19 protein-coding genes are annotated in these 18,371 nt (G+C 40.1%); 4 read left to right on the plus strand and 15 right to left on the minus strand.

What is annotated here, in order from left to right; all coding sequences use genetic code 11:
- Window positions 1–2 precede the first annotated feature (2 nt).
- From nadA to AC58DT_RS01030, 3 genes are read right to left on the minus strand one after another with little or no spacing between them, the layout of a single operon-like run.
- A complete protein-coding gene (gene nadA, locus AC58DT_RS01020; protein ID WP_497214904.1) occupies window positions 3–929 on the minus strand; it encodes a quinolinate synthase NadA in 927 nt (308 codons plus the stop codon).
- Between the two features lie 6 nt (window positions 930–935).
- Window positions 936–2,261, minus strand: coding sequence for a cbb3-type cytochrome c oxidase subunit I (locus AC58DT_RS01025; RefSeq protein WP_497214905.1), 1,326 nt, complete (start codon window positions 2,259–2,261; stop codon window positions 936–938).
- On the minus strand, window positions 2,251–2,649 hold the full coding sequence (locus AC58DT_RS01030) for a c-type cytochrome (RefSeq protein ID WP_497214906.1): 399 nt from the start codon (window positions 2,647–2,649) through the stop codon (window positions 2,251–2,253). Before AC58DT_RS01030 ends, AC58DT_RS01025 begins: the two co-directional genes overlap by 11 nt.
- Before the next feature lie 187 nt (window positions 2,650–2,836).
- Between AC58DT_RS01030 and AC58DT_RS01035 the strand changes: the two genes are divergently transcribed.
- From AC58DT_RS01035 to AC58DT_RS01050, 4 genes are all read left to right on the plus strand, one after another.
- Window positions 2,837–4,891: an acetate--CoA ligase family protein gene (locus tag AC58DT_RS01035; protein WP_497214907.1), complete on the plus strand. Its 2,055-nt coding sequence runs from the start codon at window positions 2,837–2,839 to the stop codon at window positions 4,889–4,891.
- Between the two features lie 213 nt (window positions 4,892–5,104).
- Window positions 5,105–5,407: an ArsR/SmtB family transcription factor gene (locus tag AC58DT_RS01040; protein ID WP_497214908.1), complete on the plus strand. Its 303-nt coding sequence runs from the start codon at window positions 5,105–5,107 to the stop codon at window positions 5,405–5,407.
- Window positions 5,408–5,451: 44 nt separating this feature from the next.
- Entirely contained in the window at window positions 5,452–5,721 is a 270-nt protein-coding gene (locus tag AC58DT_RS01045) for a CBU_0592 family membrane protein (protein ID WP_497214909.1), read from the plus strand.
- Between the two features lie 10 nt (window positions 5,722–5,731).
- A complete protein-coding gene (locus AC58DT_RS01050; protein WP_497214910.1) occupies window positions 5,732–6,334 on the plus strand; it encodes a short chain dehydrogenase in 603 nt (200 codons plus the stop codon).
- A gap of 77 nt (window positions 6,335–6,411) precedes the next feature.
- Here AC58DT_RS01050 and AC58DT_RS01055 read toward each other — a convergent pair whose 3' ends face one another.
- The 12 genes from AC58DT_RS01055 to AC58DT_RS01110 form a co-directional block, all read right to left on the minus strand.
- Window positions 6,412–6,645 (minus strand): cytochrome C oxidase subunit IV family protein, encoded by a 234-nt coding sequence (locus tag AC58DT_RS01055; RefSeq protein WP_497214911.1) that lies wholly within the window; start codon window positions 6,643–6,645, stop codon window positions 6,412–6,414.
- A gap of 2 nt (window positions 6,646–6,647) precedes the next feature.
- Window positions 6,648–7,232, minus strand: coding sequence for a cytochrome c oxidase subunit 3 (locus AC58DT_RS01060; protein ID WP_497214913.1), 585 nt, complete (start codon window positions 7,230–7,232; stop codon window positions 6,648–6,650).
- 1 nt (window position 7,233) lies between these two features.
- Window positions 7,234–9,003, minus strand: a complete 1,770-nt coding sequence (locus tag AC58DT_RS01065; protein WP_497214914.1) for a nitric oxide reductase activation protein NorD — start codon at window positions 9,001–9,003, stop codon at window positions 7,234–7,236.
- Window positions 9,004–9,013: 10 nt separating this feature from the next.
- The gene (locus AC58DT_RS01070) at window positions 9,014–9,835 is read right to left on the minus strand and encodes a CbbQ/NirQ/NorQ/GpvN family protein (protein ID WP_497214915.1); all 822 of its coding nucleotides are present in this window, start codon (window positions 9,833–9,835) and stop codon (window positions 9,014–9,016) included.
- Between the two features lie 236 nt (window positions 9,836–10,071).
- Entirely contained in the window at window positions 10,072–11,421 is a 1,350-nt protein-coding gene (locus AC58DT_RS01075; RefSeq protein ID WP_497214916.1) for a cbb3-type cytochrome c oxidase subunit I, read from the minus strand.
- Window positions 11,422–11,443: 22 nt separating this feature from the next.
- Window positions 11,444–11,890 (minus strand): c-type cytochrome, encoded by a 447-nt coding sequence (locus AC58DT_RS01080; protein ID WP_497214917.1) that lies wholly within the window; start codon window positions 11,888–11,890, stop codon window positions 11,444–11,446.
- A gap of 391 nt (window positions 11,891–12,281) precedes the next feature.
- Window positions 12,282–14,084, minus strand: a complete 1,803-nt coding sequence (locus AC58DT_RS01085; protein WP_497214918.1) for a hypothetical protein — start codon at window positions 14,082–14,084, stop codon at window positions 12,282–12,284.
- 121 nt (window positions 14,085–14,205) lie between these two features.
- Window positions 14,206–14,988, minus strand: a complete 783-nt coding sequence (locus tag AC58DT_RS01090; RefSeq protein WP_497214919.1) for an ABC transporter permease — start codon at window positions 14,986–14,988, stop codon at window positions 14,206–14,208.
- Entirely contained in the window at window positions 14,981–15,691 is a 711-nt protein-coding gene (locus AC58DT_RS01095) for an ABC transporter ATP-binding protein (protein WP_497214920.1), read from the minus strand. Before AC58DT_RS01095 ends, AC58DT_RS01090 begins: the two co-directional genes overlap by 8 nt.
- Entirely contained in the window at window positions 15,678–16,871 is a 1,194-nt protein-coding gene (locus AC58DT_RS01100) for a nitrous oxide reductase family maturation protein NosD (RefSeq protein ID WP_497214921.1), read from the minus strand. Before AC58DT_RS01100 ends, AC58DT_RS01095 begins: the two co-directional genes overlap by 14 nt.
- Before the next feature lie 286 nt (window positions 16,872–17,157).
- Window positions 17,158–17,592, minus strand: a complete 435-nt coding sequence (locus AC58DT_RS01105; protein WP_497214923.1) for a nitrous oxide reductase accessory protein NosL — start codon at window positions 17,590–17,592, stop codon at window positions 17,158–17,160.
- Window positions 17,593–17,618: 26 nt separating this feature from the next.
- Entirely contained in the window at window positions 17,619–18,236 is a 618-nt protein-coding gene (locus tag AC58DT_RS01110; RefSeq protein WP_497214924.1) for a hypothetical protein, read from the minus strand.
- Between the last annotated feature and the right edge of the window lie 135 nt (window positions 18,237–18,371).

An 18,371-nucleotide genomic window follows, 5' to 3' on the forward strand; every position in this document is an offset into this window, starting at 1 on the left:
CACTACTTCGATAATTCCAGCATTCGCTCAATGGGCAGAATTGCTTTTTTACGTATTTCTTCGGTAACTTCTATTTGTGGATTTTCATTCAGCAGACAGTCGTATAATTTTTGCAAAGTGTTCATTTTCATAAACGCACATTCGCTGCATGCGCAGGTGTTGTCTTCTTCCGCAGGGGCTGGAATCAGTACCGCTTGCGGTACTTCCTGCTGCATTTTATGAAGAATTCCAGCTTCAGTGGCAACAATAAATTTTTCCGAAGGATGCTTTTTCACATAATCAATCATTCCCGCCGTGGAACCGATATAGGTTGCAGTTTCCAAAATATGGCTCTCGCTTTCGGGGTGGGCAATTATTTTTGAACCCGGATTTTCTTTGTATAATTTCAGCAGTTTATCCATCGAAAAGGCTTCGTGCACAATGCAAGCTCCATCCCAAAGCAGCATGTTCCGCCCAGTTTTCTTCTGAATATATTTCCCCAAATTTTTATCGGGCGCAAAAATAATCGGTACGTCCTTTGGCACCGAATTCACTATTTTTTCGGCGTTGGAAGAGGTGCAAATAATATCACTCAAGGCCTTTACTTCTGCAGAACAATTCACATACGTTATTACCACGTGGTCCGGATGGGCGTCCACCAATTTTTTAAAAGCAATGGGCGGACACGAATCTGCCAGCGAACAGCCCGCCATTAAATCGGGAAGCAAAACTTTTTTAGCGGGGTTCAAAATTTTGGCCGTTTCCGCCATAAAATGCACGCCAGCAAAGACGATCATTTCGGCATCGGTTTCTGCTGCTTTTTGCGAAAGCCCCAAGCTATCGCCCACATAATCTGCCACTTCCTGAATTTCGGGCACTTGGTAATAGTGTGCGAGAATTACAGCATTTTTTTGCGTTTTAAGCTCTTTTATTTTTTGATGTAAATCCATCGGTACTTATGATTTTATTTTGTGAAGCAAAACTTTGAAAATAGGCGTCGCTACTATTAAAAGCGAAATAAATATCCCAATTCCAAAGATGAAAAACGAAATATAGTACGGCACGATTGAATCCTGCATTTCCGCAAACGATCCTTCCTTTGAAACGTACATCCAGTAGCTGCGTTTAGCACCGGCAATTATCAATGAAACGAAAAAGATAAACAGCGAGATATTGAAAGCAACAAACCCACGCTTAACCCATTTGGTATCGGTTTTTAGCTGTGGCCGCACATAATGCGCAATAAAAAACAAGGCCGAAAAAAGTATCGTTGTATTAATGCCAATGGTAGTGCCCATGGAATGTGCCACGGTAACGTGCGTGCCGTGGGTAAAGAAATTAATGGCGGGAATGGAGAATAATAGCGCCAAAATAATGTTGATAAAAATCCAAAAATCGGTTGCCAACAAAAACCTGTATGCCATGGGGTGATTTTCCTTTTCAATCTTTAAAACCGAACGTTTCCAATTGTAAATTATCGATGCAAGCACAATCCACTCCGTCATACTAATTGCGTAAGCCACATACCGAATCCACGGTTGGGTTGGCAATAAATAGGTATGGTGCGCCCAGCCGAACATTAAATTCGTCAACCCCAAAAAGTAAAAGAAAAACGCAATTTTATTGGTGGCCACATCGGTATCCTTTTTGATTTCGGACATCAGATAAATTGAAATACCGTAAACCAGCATATTCCACGAGCCCGTAAACGAACCGGTCGATTTCCACTGGACGGCAAAATCTTTTATAAAATTCAACCTAAAAAAATCGAACAGCCAAAAATGTGCCTCCATTAAATGATAGCACATAAAGACGATGCCCGTGCCCCACATCCAGTAATAGACAGGCCAGCCCTTCATATTGGTGTAGAGCGTTTTAAAATAGTTGATTGCGAAAAGTACCCAACCTATCAAAATTGGAATCATTAAAATAGGTTTAAATGCGAAATATTCGCGGCCCTCGGTATAATCGAAAGCGAAAGAAAAATAAATGGCAACGCCCGTCAACAGGAAAAGTATAAAATGAAGCAACTGGAATTTTGGTGAAAAGAGCTCAAACTTCTCAACCGAAGCGATAAAAAAATAAATACTGCCCGTGGCTGCAAGCACAATCCAAGAAGTTTCAGAAGTTACGTGAAATGGTCGAAGTTTGGAAAAGGGCACCGTTTCCTTTAAAAATTCTGGCAACAAATACTGAAGTGAAGCTGTAAGCCCAAAGAGCATTCCCAAAAAGAGGGCGGTGAGCGCAAACAACAAAAACAGGAGCGGCACTTTATTCTTCATTTCTATATTTTATTTTCACCCAGCCCGTTGCTTCAATTTCGGCATCGTAATTTGGGTAAATTCCCGTTTCATCTACTTGTTTTAAGTATTGCACCAGCGCCTCTTTCTCCTCTTCCGTAAAGTGGAATTGTGGCATACTTTTCACACCACTGTTCAAAAACGCTTTTATATAATTTGCACCTTTGCCTTCGGCGGAATATACGTTTGTTAAATCCGGACCCAAATAGCCACCCAAACCGTACAATTGATGACAGGACCAACAACGGTTGCTTTGGAACAGTTGCTGGCCTTGTACTGCCACAGGGGATAATTTTTCCACGGCCACGTACCCATCGGTATTATAGATTATATAATTATAAAAACCGAAGAGGGCGAGCAGAACCGCCATAATAAAAATATAAGGCCTTGGATTGGAGACCATTTCAAATTGAATTATTTGGTCGTAAAAATACCCTATCACTCTTGCCTGAAATATGATAAATATCAGTTTTTAGGACTAAAACATCTTTTAATTTCGCTTTTGGCGAACCAATGTTTTTCCTAATATTTTTATTTTAAAATCATCTTTATACAAAATGGTTAACAAACAACTTCTTAACCCAAAAAGCATCGCTATAATCGGCGCTTCCAACGACTCCACAAAACCTGGCGGCAATATGCTGAAAAATATAATTTCAGGGAATTTCGGTGGAGAATTGTATGTTGTTAACCCCAAGGAGGAAAAGGTTCAGGGCATAAAAAGTTATGCTGAAGTAAATGAAATTCCCCAAACCGACCTTGCCATTCTTGCCATTCCCGCAAAATACTGTCCCGAAACTGTAAATATTTTAGCTGAAGAAAAGAATACGAAAGCTTTTATAATAATTTCCGCAGGTTTTGGCGAAGCTGGTGAACAGGGAAAAAAATGGGAACAGCAGATAGTTTCGACGGTCGATTCGGTTAATGGTTGCCTAATTGGTCCAAACTGCATTGGGGTTATAACCAAAAATTATAAGGGTGTTTTTACCGCCCCGGTGCCGCCTTTCAATCCAAAAGGCTGCGACCTTATTTCGGGTTCGGGCGCAACGGCGGTTTTTATTATGGAGGCGGGAATGTCGCTAGGCGTTACTTTTGCCAACGTTTTTTCCGTCGGGAATGCCGCACAGACCAGCGTTGAGGATATTTTGGAATATATGGACGATCATTTTGATGCTGAAAAAGATCCGCTTATAAAATTGCTTTATTTGGAAACCATTTCCAATCCGCAAAAATTGCTGAAACACGCGTCTTCCCTCATAAAAAAAGGCGCGAAAATAGCGGCCATAAAAGCAGGAAGCACCGCCGAGGGCAGCCGTGCCGCCACTTCGCACACGGGCGCCATTGCCAGTAGCGATATGACGGTGCGCGCCCTGTTCAACAAAGCTGGAATTGTGTATTGCAGCAGTAGAGAACAATTGTTGAGCGTGGCGGCTATTTTCAACTATAAAAAATTAAAGGGGAAGAATATTGCCATTATCACCCATGCAGGTGGTTCGGCGGTAATGTTGGCAGACCAGCTTTCAAAAGGTGGATTAAAAGTTCCCGAAATTTCAGGACCCGACGCAGAAAAATTAAAATCGTTTCTTTATCCCGGTTCCTCAATTGCCAATCCCATAGACTTTTTAGCAACCGGCACAGCCGAGCAGTTGGGCATCATTATAGATTATTGCGAGCATAAATTTGATGCCATAGATGCTATGGTGGTGGTTTTTGGAAGTGCTGGCCTCTTTGATGTTGAAAATGTGTACAACGTATTAAGCGTAAAACTCGAAATCTGCAACAAACCAATTTTTCCCGTTTTGCCTTCCGTTGTAAATGCACAGCGCGAAATTCAATCATTTCTAAAGAAGGGGCACATTCATTTTCCCGATGAAGTGGTTTTGGGAAAGGCGCTTTCACAAGTTTATAATACGCCCGACCCGCAATCTCAAAAAATATCACTGCCAAAAATTGATGTTATAGGCATTAGAAAAATCATTGATGCCGCGACTGACGGATATCTATCTCCCAAACAATCTGTAGCTTTATTGGATTCGGCTGGCATTCCGCGGGTTCATGAAATTGTAGAAAATTCAAAAGAAAAATTGCTTGCAGCTATGGAAGCAACAGACTTTCCCGTAGTGATGAAAGTGGTTGGACCGCTCCATAAAAGTGATGCGCAAGGCGTGGTTTTAAATATAGCCAACGAAACTGAAGCCGCCGAAACTTTCGATTTACTGATGAAAATAGATTCGGCCACTGCCGTAATGGTGCAGCCGCAACTGGCGGGACTGGAACTGTTTGTGGGCGTAATGAAGGAGCCCGGTTTCAACCACACCATTCTATGCGGTTTGGGTGGGATTTTTATAGAAGTGCTGAACGATATTTCGGCGGGTTTAAGCCCTATTTCAAATAACGAAGCGCAGCAAATGGTACAATCGCTTCGCGGGTATAAACTCATTCAAGGTGCGCGGGGCCGAGAGGGCGTTGACGAAAACCAGTTTGTGGAAATCATCCAACGGCTTTCGGCTTTGGTGGAGGCCGCCCCGGAAATTACCGAAATGGACATCAATCCGTTGATTGGCACCCAGAAAAATATAGTTGCCGTTGATGCTCGGGTGCGGGTTGGGTAAAGTTTTATTTATAAAAACTTTATAATCTTAAAAGTACGTATATACGCACTTGCACTAAAACTTGATGTTTACCGTACTGATTACGATGTATATACGCATTTTTTTTGGTAAATTGCATATATACAATAGTTGGCAACAATCTGAAAAAATATATAACTTCAAAAAAATAAGAATTCATTTTCATATATCGGGGATTATAGATATGTTTGCGCTATGGATTTGAAAACAGCGACAGAAATCGGTAAATGTTTATCTAACCAAACCAGGTTCCAAATATTGGAATGGCTGAAGCAACCAGAAAAACACTTTCCACCCCACGAAACACTAAAACATTTTAATGATGGTGTTTGTGTTACCTATATTCAAGAAAAAGCTGGACTCTCCCAATCCACTATTTCAACCTATCTAACCAATATGGAAAAGTGTGGCCTTTTAATATCGACAAGACACGGGAAATGGTCATATCTGAAAAGGAACGAAAAAACAATTAAACAGTTTATGAACTTTCTGATGTAAAAAAATTTACTAATACATATCTACATTTCGCAATATAACAAACTATGAAATTATTCATTGATATTTTAGGTTGGTCAGGTTCAGGATTCATAATCTTTGCCTATGCCCTAACCCTAATTGAAAACAAAAAATATTTGGGCTTTGGCAAATATTTGAATTTGCTTGGGGGACTTTTAATAGCCATAAACTGTTATTACTACAATGCAATTCCACCATTTGTAACCAATTTACTTTGGAGCGTGATTGCAACTTTAACCATTTACAAATCAAGAAATAAAAAAGAAAATTGCACCAAAACTCAATGTTTAACTTAATAAAGGAATAATGAAAATTTTAATTATTGGAGGAAGCGGAACAATAGGAAAAACTGTTGTTTCACACTTTAAAGAAGAAAACGAAATTTTAATAGCTGGACGAACCAATGGAGACGTGACCGTTGATATTGTTGATAGTAACTCAATAAAATCAATGTTTGAAAAGATTGGTAAAGTGGACGCTATAATTTGTATCGCTGGAGAAGCCAAATGGGCAGATTTTAATGAACTTACCGAGGATGACTATTATATTGGATTGAAGAGTAAATTAATGGGACAAGTCAACCTTGTACGTATAGGACAGCATTATTTAAATTCGAATGGCTCGATTACTTTGTCAACAGGAATTTTGGCAGACGACCCAGTTGTAAAGACCACAAGTGCCGCTATGGTTAATGGCGGAATACACAGTTTTGTAAAAGCAGTTGCCCTTGAAATTGAAAACGGAATTAGAGTAAATGTCGTTTCTTCTGGAATGGTCGAAGATGCATACGAAAAGTACAAAGACTATTTTCCAGGACACAATCCTATACCGATGAAGAAAGTAATTAATGGATATGTTAGAAGTGTTAACGGAAAAGGAAATGGCGAAATAATTAGAATTTACGACTGAATATAGCCAGTTACCAACAACGCATCCTATGAAAAGCACTAATTCCGTTCTTCAAAAGCAATACTTTTCGTGATTATTTAAACCGCCCAAACCACAACCAGCAAAAGCGTCAAAAACGCCACAAGCAGTACCTTCCAAAAAGCATTAGCCTTTTTAAGTTCCATAAAAAAGAATGCCACACCTATAAATTTCAAAAAGGAAAGCCCTAAAATGATTATTGCAACATAGGGAAAATCCAAATTGGCGAACACCGCGGAAAGGAGGGTCAAGCCAATTAAAACAAGCCAAGTGATGTTAAAAGTGCGTTCCATTTTTAAAAAAGTAAATAGATTATGGGGAAGAGCAACAGCCAAATCAAATCGCACATATGCCAAAAGGCTGCGCCCGATTCGTAATCAGCAATTTTGAGAGTTTCGGGTTTTTTGCTGAGGGTTCTTCCCAAAACCAGCAAAATAATAACCCCCACCACCACGTGTATTACGTGAAAAAGGGTGAGCATCCAATAATATTCAAAAAATGCATTGTAACCCACCGTCAATCCTACTTCAATCTTATCGACGTATTCCACGGCTTTCAGAACCAAAAACAGCATTCCGCCGAGAATGGTCAACCGAAGAAACAACTTGCTTTTGCCAAAATTTCCCAATTTCAGAAAATGCACCGACTGCGCCATGCACCAACCGCTGCTGAGCAGAAAAACGGTGTTTATGGCGCCATAAGCCGTGTTTAGCAACAGGCGGGATTCGTGAAAAAGTTCGGGCTCTGCCCTTGCGTTCAGCGCCATAAAAACCAAGGCAATCCCGAAGGTTACCAATTCCAAATAAATAATAATCCATATCAGGATTCCTCCCGGTGGGTAAAAAATATTTCTGTAATCTATTTTGGCCGTACTTTCCATTTTAGCTTTGGTGCTTTATTTTGTCGTAGAGTTTTACAAGCGATTGCAGCAATTCAACGGGCGTAGTCAAAATCTGGAAATGGTTCTGCCCAAACATCTGCGGCAAGTAATATTTTGCCTGTGCTTCGATTGCCAACGCATACGAATTGATATTCCGCTGGTTCAGCTCGCGAAGCGCCTGCTTCACATCGTTGATGCCGTATTTGCCTTCGTACTTGTCGTAATCATTAGGTTTTCCATCAGAAATCAGGATAACCCATTTGTTTTTGGTGTCGCGCTTGTCCAGCAAAGCTCCGGAATGCCGCAACGCCGTACCAATGCGTGTATAGCCACTTGGCTGCAATGCTCCCACTTTGTGTTTTGCCTTTTGCCACGGTTCGTCAAAATCCTTTAAAGTTAAATAGGAACTGTGGTTGCGGGTTTTGGAATAGAAACCAGCAATAGAAAAATCTACGTTGAATTCCTCCAAAATTTCTCCAAAAATGATGGAAACCTGCTTTTCCACATCAATTACCCGATTGTCCGCGGCATAGCCATCGCTGGAAAGGCTGCTGTCTAAAAGCATCAAAATGGAAAGGTCTTTTTCCTTTTTGCGTTTTGATAGGTAAATATTTTCCGAAGGCGTGTGGCCCGAATGAACGTCCACATATAAATCCGTGAGTGCATCGAGGTCAAATTCTTCGCCCTGCAGCTGCCTGCGTTGCTGCTGGTATTTATTATTTACCGAAGTGAGCATTTTCCGAAGCCCCATCAAAGTCGAAGCGTGTTCCCGTAGGGTATTTCTATAATAATCAGAATCGGTTTCAGTCTGTGTTTGCGGATAAACTTTGCAAAAATCTGGTTTGTAAACACGTTTGGAATAGTCCCATTCGTCATACAAAATGTTGTAGTTGGCATTTTCAATTTCAGCGCTTTCTGAAATTGTGGTATTTTCAATAAACTCCGCCTGATATATGGAATGCGTGGGGTCGTCCACCCGCACGGTCTGTTTCATATTTAAATCTTCGAGCGCGTTGGCGTGGTCGTTCAGCTCGTCATCGCCATCAAAATCGCGCCAGCCGCCCTCCCACTCTTCCGCGGTTTCGGCCTTTTCAAAATTGTGGGTGAGCACGTAATCTTCTTGCGCTTTTTTGTCAACTTCAATGGATTTAATCTCCTCCACCGCATTAGCCTTCAAAATAGTATTTATCTCTTCTCCGATAGCAGATTTTACTTTTTCTGAAATATTCTGAAGCACTTTTTTCTTCGGAGTTTCTGGAGAATTTTCCATCCATTTCCCATAGATGAAGTAATAGTCGGGCGGATTTTTTTCCGAAGTATTTTCTTCAAAAAGCAATTTCAGTTCGGTATAAATGGTTTCAGTTCCCGGGAATTGGCTGAAAATCTCCTTTAAGACTTTTTCAGAATTTTCTTGTGAAATTTGCCGGGCCGCTTCCAACGTATGTTCTTCGCCCAATTCATAATTAAGCTGAAAACTTTTTTGAATTGAAAGATAAAGCGTCCTAAAAATATAAAAAGCCAGATTTTTTTCTGAAGTATCAGAACCCGAAAACCGTTCGGGTAAAAAGAAGGCGTTGTTCTTATAACCGCCCTCCTGCTCTGCCTCAAAAATTTCGATGGGATGGCCGGTTACGGCGCGGGCCACCAAAGTAAGCCGAGACTTTATTTCACTAAGCTTTACGGTGTGCGCAATGGCTTCCCTCGCACTTTTTTTTCGGTGTTTTAGGAATTTTGCAACCTTGGCAAAGATAAACTCATCGGGTTCAAACATGGCTTTTGGCTTAAATCATCAAATCGCAGAGGTCGGTGAGTGCTTGGGTAATTTCCGCGTCGTCGGTCAACGGTTCCACTATGGCTACTTTTACCGAAAGCCGCTTCGGAAGGCCACTGTTTATAAGCATTGCCGCGTCCACCAACAAACGGGTGGAAACGGTTTCGGTAAGCCCCAACTCGGTGAGATTGCGAATTTTATTGGCGATGTTCACCAGTTTTTTTGAAGTGTCTTTATACAAACCAGTTTCGGTTGCCACAATTTCGGTTTCATCCTTTGCAGTGGGATATTGAAACGAAAGCGCCACAAAACGTTGGCGGGTAGAAGGTTTTAATTCTTTAAAACCCTTTTGATATCCGGGATTAAAGGAAGCCACGAGCATAAAATCCGGATGGGCTTTTACGGTAATTCCCAGTTTGTCTATATAAAGTTCCTTTCTATGATCGGTGAGTGAATGTATTGCTACCACAACATCTGGGCGGGCTTCGGCGATTTCATCCAAATAGAGAATTGCACCTTCCTTTACCGCTTTTGTCAACGGGCCGTCCACCCAAATAGTCTCCGCTCCTTTTATGATGTAGCGCCCAATAAGGTCTGTGGAAGAAGTTTCCTCATGGCAGGAAACCGTTAAAAGCGATTGCCCTAACTGATGCGCCATAAAATCCACAAACCTAGTTTTTCCAGTTCCCGTGGGGCCTTTCAGCAAAATGGGCAATTTATTTTTGAACGCGTGCTGAAAAACTTCCACCTCCCGCGAAATGGGTTTATAAAAAGGTGTTTCCGAAGAAAGCTCTGTTAATGGTTTTATATTGATAGTATCTGTAGTGGACATAATGCTAAATTTTTAAATGTCAGTTCGAGTGCAGTCGAAAACGCTAAGTTTCCTACTGCTAATTAGATCACGACTTTAGTTTATCCTGAGTCTGCCGAAGGGCTCGACCAGACAAACAATTTATTAAAAAGGCCCGAAACTTGGTTCTGGTTGGGAATGACTTAAAACTGTTTTATATGAATTAATTCCCAGGTTTTCAGGTATAAGAGCGTAACCCATTTCAGGCCTTTAATTTATTATAGGTATGTACTTTCCACGGTTTCCAAAGCTTCATCTGTTGGGCGACCGTGCTTATAAAAATCATAGATATAGGTTAAAATACCTACGGCGAATAGACTGGCGCAGATAATCAACACTACAAAGTGGATGCTAATTTCTTTTTGAACCGCCATAAATTCCATCCCAAATTTCCGTTCCAAATAAACCTGTGCCACCCCAGCTACTCCAAAGGCCATCGTCATCCCGATCATCCCTATATTGGCTGTCCAAAATGCCACGCGGCCACGCACGCCATCATAAAATTTACGTCCCGTCATATTTGGAAGGCTGTAGCTTATAATTGCCAAAACAATCATGGCGTAAGCACCCCAAAACGCTAAGTGGCCGTGCATCGCGGTTACCAAGGTTCCGTGGGTATAAAGGTTTGTTTGTGGCAGAGTGTGTGCAAATCCTAAAAGTCCCGCACCCACGAAGGATACAATTGCAGCGCCCAGCGTCCAAAACAAAGCTATTTTGTTGGGGTGTTTCTTTTCACCCTTGCGGTACATATTTACTGCGAAAAGTGCCATTGCAAGAAAAGCCAATGGCTCCAGAGCTGAGAAAATTCCACCAACGATAAGCCAGATTTTATTCACACCAATATAATAGTAGTGGTGCCCGGTACCCAGTACTCCGGAAAGGAATGTGAGACCCACGATTACGTAAAGCCATTTTTCGATAACCTCACGGTCAACACCTGTTAACTTTATTAATAGGAAGGCAAGGATACCGCCCATGATAAGCTCCCAAACGCCTTCAACCCAAAGGTGAACAACCCACCAGCGGAAAAAGCTGTCGGTTACCTGGCTGTCAAACGGTAACATTCCGGGAATGTATAACAAAGCAGCAAACAAAAGCCCCATAGTAAGCACAAGTGCCGTTGTGGTTTTTCGTTTTCCTTTGAAGAGCGTCAAGAGTATTAATGCCAAAAACAATAATACATTTAAAACTACCAAATAGTCGAGCTGGCGTGGAATTTCCAAAAACTTACGGCCTTCCCACCAGTTAAAGTGATAGCCTACAATTGCTGCAACACCCACGGCTGCAAGTGAAATAAGCTGCACATACGCCAACTTTACGCTAACGAGCTCGCGTTGGGCCTCTTCGGGGATAATGTAATAGGCAGCTCCCATAAATCCGGAGAGCAACCAAACTACAAGCAGGTTGGTATGAACAGCACGCGCTGTGTTAAAAGGAATAAATTCGTGCAAGCCATCCATTCCGATTCGGGCGAAACCCATAATAAAGCCATAGGTTATTTGAAGTACCAGTAAAAGCATAGAGAGTGCAAAAAACCAGTACGCTACTTTTTGAGATTTATATTTCATCAGTATAAAATTTTATTTTTGGTTAGTTATTGGTTAGTTGCTTGTCTTTTGCCAACGGCGACACAATACGGTCAAAGCCATTTAGGTCTATCTCCCCAATCCAATTAAAAAAGGCGATGACATCCATAGCTTCTTCTTCGGAAAAACCGTAGGCTACCATTTTGCGATCGTTTGGTGCCCAAGGCACTGGAGTCATAAGCACTGCTTTTACGTAGCCTTCGCCACGGCGTTCAATTACCTTGGTAAGTTCGGGTGCATAATAGGCGCCTTCCCCAAGAATGGTGTGGCAGCCCATACAGTTGTTCTCTTCCCAGATAACCTTGCCGCGCACTACTTGTTCGGTAATGTTTTCATAGTTGGTTTGGTCGTTGCCATCGCTAAATGAATAAATGGTAAGGCCAATAAAAATCAGGAATGTTACGAGCGTTCCGCCAAGGAAAAATGCCCGTGCTTGTTGTTTGCTTAACATATTGGTCAGGTTTTAAATTGTTTATTTAAGACATATATATCTTAATAGCAAAATAAAAACATTCACAAAAAATGATTTATGACCATTATCATATTTAGAGAAGTTATTTTCGAATTTTTTAAGAATAGGTACGATGGAAAAATGCAAGATTTCAGCTTTATTACTTCATAACGGATTTAAAATTTAGAATGTTTGTAAGAATCCTAAAGGCGGAGAAAGATATTCGGAAACTATTTCTATTTCCGTGTGAAGACATTATTGACGGGCAAAGGCTTATGTAGGGATACTGAACTTATTCTCACAATTTATTCAAGTATAGAATAAATCGCAAGACCTTAAATTCACTCGACATAACGGCTAAAATATATCTAAATGAAAATACCCATTACCTCTACCCCAACTGCAACTGCGATTCCTGAATTTTTAAAATTTCGTTTTGGGCTTCCTTTAAATCATGCTCAAATTGTTCGGTATTGTTCAAGGTATAAGTAGTGGCCAAATGATAGTAATGCGCGATGCCATCGAGAAGATTCGCACTAAATTTTTCCCATCCTTTAAAATCGCGGGCAGTTGGCGAGAAGGTACTCTTTATCTCTTTTTTCAGATAATCAATGTACAGCCTCAATTCGGCAATAAACATCATTGGTCTATGGGGTTGTTGCATTACGTTTTTACGACCGTAAATATGGTCTGTCATTTCACGTAAGCCTGTAACTTTTGAAAAATTCACAATATTCGGCCCCGGACAAATTGTTACCGTAGTTAATTTTTTAAGAAATGGAACATCATAATTTATGGCAGCCGAATTACTCAAGCCGATACAAAGACATTCCTTCGCCAAAACATCTTCCCGTTGGCGCTTCAGCTCCTCTTTGGAAAGATTAAGAGTTCCCAATTGTTCCAGTTTCAACTTTTGATACTTGCTTGAAGCGGTGCAAATTGGCTCTTTGGTAAATTCGGTATTTGAGACCAATAGCTTTTCAGTACACGGACTACCGGGCTTATTTTTTGCTATCCGGTCAAGTCGTTCTTTTTCAGCAGTGGTTCCCTTTAAATAGTTAAACTGTACTCCCAAAGGTGATGCCTTGCTGCGAACCACATCTTTTTCTTTTGATTGGCAGAGCAGCTTAAGTGTGCTTTCATCAACCGTGGTAGCTTCGGGACATAGTAAAAATGGCGTGCCCCAGCCAGTGCCATCCATTTGGTAAAAATCTCGCAATAAATTATCTTCTTCATTTGTTCCAATACCACCCTGTACCGTAATTTTAATGGGATGCGGCTGCTCAAAAGTGGGTTTGCCCTTGGCAATTAATGCAGGATTGTAAAGTTCAAAAAGACTGTCCTGCAATTCCTGTTTATTCTCCTTAAATTCCTGAAGTATTGGCCCCATAAGCAAGCCTTGGGTAGCAAAAACGTGTCCGCCACAATTAAGTCCGGACTCAATACGAAACTCACTCACCCAGATTCCTTTTTTTGCCAGATATTTTCCCTGGATCAAAGCCGAACGGTAATCGCTAACCTTTATGACTACTTTTTTATGAAAACAGCCCCATTGGTATGCATCAAAGTCTGAAAAGCTTTCCATATAATTATAGAGCCGCGGATTCATTCCTGCAGAAAAAATAAGGGACGAATTGGTGAGTTCGCTCTTAGCATACCCTTTTAGCGCCGTTAAAGCATCAGATCCGTTTTCAATTATATCTTTGTTTTTATCTAGATTTTCCTTGTCAACTTTGGTCATTATATTTACTTCCACCGAACCCGGAACCACGAGTTTACGTAGAAAATTTTCCAACATTCCCTTCTTTTCAGGATTGGAGGTAAATAGCCATTCATGATACTTTTCCTTTAGCATGCTTGTATCGGGTAGCATCTCAAAATATTTTACCAAATCTGAACCTGCCTCGAAAGTAGAAGTTTTTATCTTATCCATTTTTGAAGTAACAATGCGCTGCATCAGGTTTAGATAATCTGTAATGCGCCGCGCCCGGTAATCTTCATCTTTTATGGTTATGGCAATGTACGGCTCATTGTTTTGTTGGTAGTAGTATTTCCGCATTACTTCCAAAATATTGTCCTCAATAACCGAAATTGCTGAGTTTATGCCAAAACATGCCACTTTTATGGGACTATCTATGGTGTATGAAATCCCCATAACAGGGATGTGGAAGGTGTGCGGACTGGTGCTTTGCATTTAAAAAGAATTTGGATTGAAAATGCGGTAAAGGTGATGATTCAAAAAGTTTTATAGTATGACCAAAGTCATAAAAAATACATTTTAGTCTTTTTAAAACACAAGAAATGTCATTCTTATTTTAAAAATCCTTCCGTTTCGCAATTCGCCAAATAAAGAAAGTAGGTACCACTACCCAAACTATTAACATTGCTGACGATAGCAACAACCCAAAGTTGGTTCCAAAGAATTTCTGAAACACGGCGCCGGTATAACCCAAAAGTGCTGAAATATCCAGCTTTAAAAGTATCAAAACCCGCGATAAATCTACTGGATTTAGCATGGTGGCGATGAGCGAAAAATTATCTAATGGATAGTCTTCAAAATATAATAGTGACATTAAAAAGATTCCGTCATAAATTACGGCCATAAACAGCCAAAGCAGGATGGCGTACCCGAAACCCTTGATTTTGTTTTCGTTGGAAAGCGCTATTACAAAAGCTAGTGCCGTAAAAATGAAGGTCAAAAACGCACCGGTTACAAGCAATAATGAAAAATCCCAAATAGCGTTACTGTTAAAAATTCCGTAGAAAACAAAGGGCATTCCCAGCCCAATTACCAAACTCATAGACAGTGAGGTGGCAACCCCAAAATACTGCCCCAAAAAGATGGAGCTCCGCTTTACGGGCTGTGCCAAGAGCAGTTCGGTAAACTCGCGGGAGTTGTAATAATACATCACCCCAAAAATAGTCCCGATAAGCGGCACCAAAATAATGATTACGTTCATCAGCGTTATCACAGCCTTTGAAAGGTCGTTGTTCAAAAATAGAAGCACCACGCCGAGCAATAAATAGAACAGAAAATAGACGTAGCTCCAACGGCTTCGCATTAAATCGTAAAAACTGTATTTTAATATTTTAAGCATAACTTGAAGATAAAATGGAGGCTATGGCGTGTTCAAAATCGGGTTGTTCTGTCTTTGCTTTCAAATCTGGAATACTCCCTTTAAAATATATTTTTCCTTCCAAAAGAAAAACAATCTCGTCGGCAATTTCTTCCACAAAACTTAAGATGTGCGAGGTAACCAAAATAGTCTTGCCTTTTTCCCTTTCGGAAAAGATTAAATTCTTTAAACGCAAATGCGAAATTGGATCGAGGCCGCTCGTAGGCTCATCGAGGATTATCAAAGGACTGTCAAACATAAAGGTGAGTACTAAATTCACTTTCTGTTTAGTACCGCCTGAAAGGTTAGCCAATTTTTTATTGAGAAAGGGCTGCAGTTTAAAAAGCTCGATCAATTCCTGATCTTTGGTGGCTTTTGAATCGCGCAAATCTTTGATCATGGCAATGAGTTCGCTTACCTTTAGGTTTCCGGGAAAGTTGGCTATTTGCGGCAGATAATCAATTTCATTTCGGTATTTGTAATTGTTTTTCAACGCTTTACCATTTATGGAAATATTTCCCGAATCGGGCAAAACCATTCCCAGAATACATTTAATGAGCGTGGTTTTTCCTGAGCCGTTCGGCCCCAAAACGGAGAAAATTCCACCTCGCTCTATGTTGAGATCAATGCCCTTGAGCACTTCGTTCTTCCCAAATTTTTTATATAAATCCTTAACTTCTATCATGGTCTATGGGCTTCATTTTTGGGTTTTCGTCCACCAAATTATCTGGTGTGAAAACAGGGGAAACTTTTTCGGAAAAATCAATAATATCTATAAAAAGACTTCGCATTAAAATAATGGTTTCGGGGGTGCGGTTTACAATGTAAGTAAAGAGTTTTACTGGGCGATAAGGCACATCGCCAATTCCGTTTCGGTTAAGGTCGTAACCTGTGTAATTGCTCCAATAGTTATTGTCAAACTCATTATCGTTCATATTACTGTTATATGAAATATCGAAGGAATTATAGAGAAAATTATTTTCAGTAAAAGCGTTGGCATAACAGGCACCCCGAACCTTTATGGCCCAACCGTTGCTAATGAAATCATTGTTTTTATAGGTTACCCTGTTACTGCCCTCAATATTTATTCCTACCGTATTCTCCTTAAAGATATTGTTAGAAATGGTGGCATCGTTTATTTCTTTCAAAAGAAGACCGAAGGCTGCCGTGCCCCAGTTTTCCTTGAAAATATTGCTGTTCATTTCTATAAATTTTGAAAACATCACGGCTACTCCGGCACCGTTGTTCTCAAAAGTATTGTACTCATAAATATCATTGTTGCTGAACATAAAGTGTAGCCCATAACGCAGGTTGTTTTTACTAAGGTTGCGAGTTATTTTTATATTGTCTGAAAATTCCAGATAAATGCCATCGCGAACGTTCTGGACATTGTTTCCACGTACCTCAACGTCATTGCAGTACCACAGTTGGATACCGTTGCCGGAGTTATATTCGTTTACGGCATCACCCTTAATGGTATTGTTCAATACTTTGCCATTATTGGATCTTTCCAAATATATTCCGAAGAAAAGTTTTTCGAGCTGAAGATTTTGGATGAGATATCCATTCTTTTTGATTACCCGAATAGCGGCATAATCTGAGGTATAGCTGGTGCCTACGTTTATAATCTTAAAACCGTCCACCGTAACATTATCAGCTACAATTTTAATGATTTCACCTTTGTCCTCTCCATCAATGGTTGGCAGGTTTTCGCCGAGTAGGATAATACTTTTATCAACTATAATATTTACCTCCTTATAAATCCCTTTTTTTACCAAGACGGTATCGCCATCGGCAGCCAAGTTTATGCCTTGCTGAATAGTTTTTACATCACATGTATTGCAAACGGTTATGGTTTTGGCCAAACTGGTTGCTGTGGCAAAAAACAAAAAAGTGAGAGTAAATATGTGAAGTATTTTTTTCAAAACTGAAGCAAAATTAGACAATACAAAGCCATAAAAAAAACAGCTTTGAATTAAAAAAGATGGAAGATACTGAATTTAATGGATAAAAAGGAATTTGAATTTTTTGGTGCTTTTTACAATTTCTGAGAATGTTATTATCAAAAAAATCTATAAGAAAGACCTCAGTAATCTCCCTTTTGTTATAAATAAAAAGTGAAACTTTCTGAGGCCCTAATTTTCAAAAACATTATAGCTTTAAGTGTTTTTGGATTTCTTCCCAAGAATATAATTCTCCGGTAAATTTCTCCTGTGCCTTTAAACCTACCTTTTCATTTTCAAAAGCTGAAAGGTTGGCACCCATAGGGCTAGAAATTTGATCGCTAATAAGATATGATGCCGTTGTAGCATCCATCAATTGTCCTGGCTGATGGAAATCTGCAACCAAATACAATGCAATTTCTGTATCTTTCATATCATCCTGTAACGAATGAACCATACATTCAATGGCATCATACTTAAAGGCTTTACCTTTAGTGCTTACAACCTGCGATGCATGCTGACGGTCCACAATAGTCATTTTGCAATAATGGCAAGTGTCTGAGCCGTATTCTATATGTTGCGGGCTCACGTTGCAGGAAACAAGCAAAGCGGTTATTATACCCAAAAAGATGAAATGTTTCATTATGCTGTACTGTTTTAACAAGTTGATTATTTTTCTATTTTATTATATTCTTTCTTTCCAACAAAGAAAGCTACTACGGTAAGCATCATCCCTACAAAAATCATATATGCTCCCGCTCCTGGCCAAGAATCTACATCAAAATTCAACATTTTTTGATAACCCAACAAGGGTGGTTTATAAGTCATTGGGGTTCCATCCGGATTTTCAAGTTTCATGATAGCCTTGGGGTCTAGATCGGTTCCATAATCAATCAACCATAAGTTAAAGTCGTACATACCCATTATTCCAAGTATGGACATTACCAAAAACCAGCCCAAGAACCATTTGTAGCTCAATTTTCCTAAGAAACCAAGCAACCCTATTATTACTCCCAGCGCAACCATTATCCCTATTACGATAGGAAAAACTTCAAATTCCCACATATCCTCTACTTTTGGAATTGTCTTCATTCCAATATAGTGGTTAAGGCCATCAATATTTTGAATGTCAAATTCCTCTACGCCCTGAATTCCCTGGATATAGATGTCCATTCCCAATGGGTCTGGATACTGGGGCGCACCCAGCATAATATTCCACAACGGGAATTTAAAGAGACCCAATAGCAGCAAGGATCCAATTATCATTATTATTCCTGCTTTTTTCATTTTTTTGAATTTTAATTCTTAAACGTCCGTGCGGTTGGTTTTCGGTTTAAGTCTTCGTGCAGATGGTGTGGGGTTGGTTTTGAGATGTATGAAGTGTAATCACTTCTACAATTTTTTTAAAAGACGGGGGAAAAT

The sequence above is a fragment of the Aequorivita sp. CRS11 genome, from assembly GCF_059693805.1.

What these genes read in the sequence shown, in the direction of transcription:
- AC58DT_RS01080 (WP_497214917.1), bottom strand. Translation starts at nt 11,890, where the DNA reads ATGTTAAGCAAACAACAAGCACGGGCATTTTTCCTTGGCGGAACGCTC.
- AC58DT_RS01040 (WP_497214908.1), top strand. Translation starts at nt 5,105, where the DNA reads ATGGATTTGAAAACAGCGACAGAAATCGGTAAATGTTTATCTAACCAA.
- AC58DT_RS01105 (WP_497214923.1), bottom strand. Translation starts at nt 17,592, where the DNA reads ATGAAACATTTCATCTTTTTGGGTATAATAACCGCTTTGCTTGTTTCC.
- AC58DT_RS01070 (WP_497214915.1), bottom strand. Translation starts at nt 9,835, where the DNA reads ATGTCCACTACAGATACTATCAATATAAAACCATTAACAGAGCTTTCT.
- AC58DT_RS01025 (WP_497214905.1), bottom strand. Translation starts at nt 2,261, where the DNA reads ATGAAGAATAAAGTGCCGCTCCTGTTTTTGTTGTTTGCGCTCACCGCC.
- AC58DT_RS01075 (WP_497214916.1), bottom strand. Translation starts at nt 11,421, where the DNA reads ATGAAATATAAATCTCAAAAAGTAGCGTACTGGTTTTTTGCACTCTCT.
- AC58DT_RS01045 (WP_497214909.1), top strand. Translation starts at nt 5,452, where the DNA reads ATGAAATTATTCATTGATATTTTAGGTTGGTCAGGTTCAGGATTCATA.
- nadA (WP_497214904.1), bottom strand. Translation starts at nt 929, where the DNA reads ATGGATTTACATCAAAAAATAAAAGAGCTTAAAACGCAAAAAAATGCT.
- AC58DT_RS01110 (WP_497214924.1), bottom strand. Translation starts at nt 18,236, where the DNA reads ATGAAAAAAGCAGGAATAATAATGATAATTGGATCCTTGCTGCTATTG.
- AC58DT_RS01030 (WP_497214906.1), bottom strand. Translation starts at nt 2,649, where the DNA reads ATGGCGGTTCTGCTCGCCCTCTTCGGTTTTTATAATTATATAATCTAT.
- AC58DT_RS01060 (WP_497214913.1), bottom strand. Translation starts at nt 7,232, where the DNA reads ATGGAAAGTACGGCCAAAATAGATTACAGAAATATTTTTTACCCACCG.
- AC58DT_RS01050 (WP_497214910.1), top strand. Translation starts at nt 5,732, where the DNA reads ATGAAAATTTTAATTATTGGAGGAAGCGGAACAATAGGAAAAACTGTT.
- AC58DT_RS01085 (WP_497214918.1), bottom strand. Translation starts at nt 14,084, where the DNA reads ATGCAAAGCACCAGTCCGCACACCTTCCACATCCCTGTTATGGGGATT.
- AC58DT_RS01055 (WP_497214911.1), bottom strand. Translation starts at nt 6,645, where the DNA reads ATGGAACGCACTTTTAACATCACTTGGCTTGTTTTAATTGGCTTGACC.
- AC58DT_RS01095 (WP_497214920.1), bottom strand. Translation starts at nt 15,691, where the DNA reads ATGATAGAAGTTAAGGATTTATATAAAAAATTTGGGAAGAACGAAGTG.
- AC58DT_RS01035 (WP_497214907.1), top strand. Translation starts at nt 2,837, where the DNA reads ATGGTTAACAAACAACTTCTTAACCCAAAAAGCATCGCTATAATCGGC.
- AC58DT_RS01090 (WP_497214919.1), bottom strand. Translation starts at nt 14,988, where the DNA reads ATGCTTAAAATATTAAAATACAGTTTTTACGATTTAATGCGAAGCCGT.
- AC58DT_RS01065 (WP_497214914.1), bottom strand. Translation starts at nt 9,003, where the DNA reads ATGTTTGAACCCGATGAGTTTATCTTTGCCAAGGTTGCAAAATTCCTA.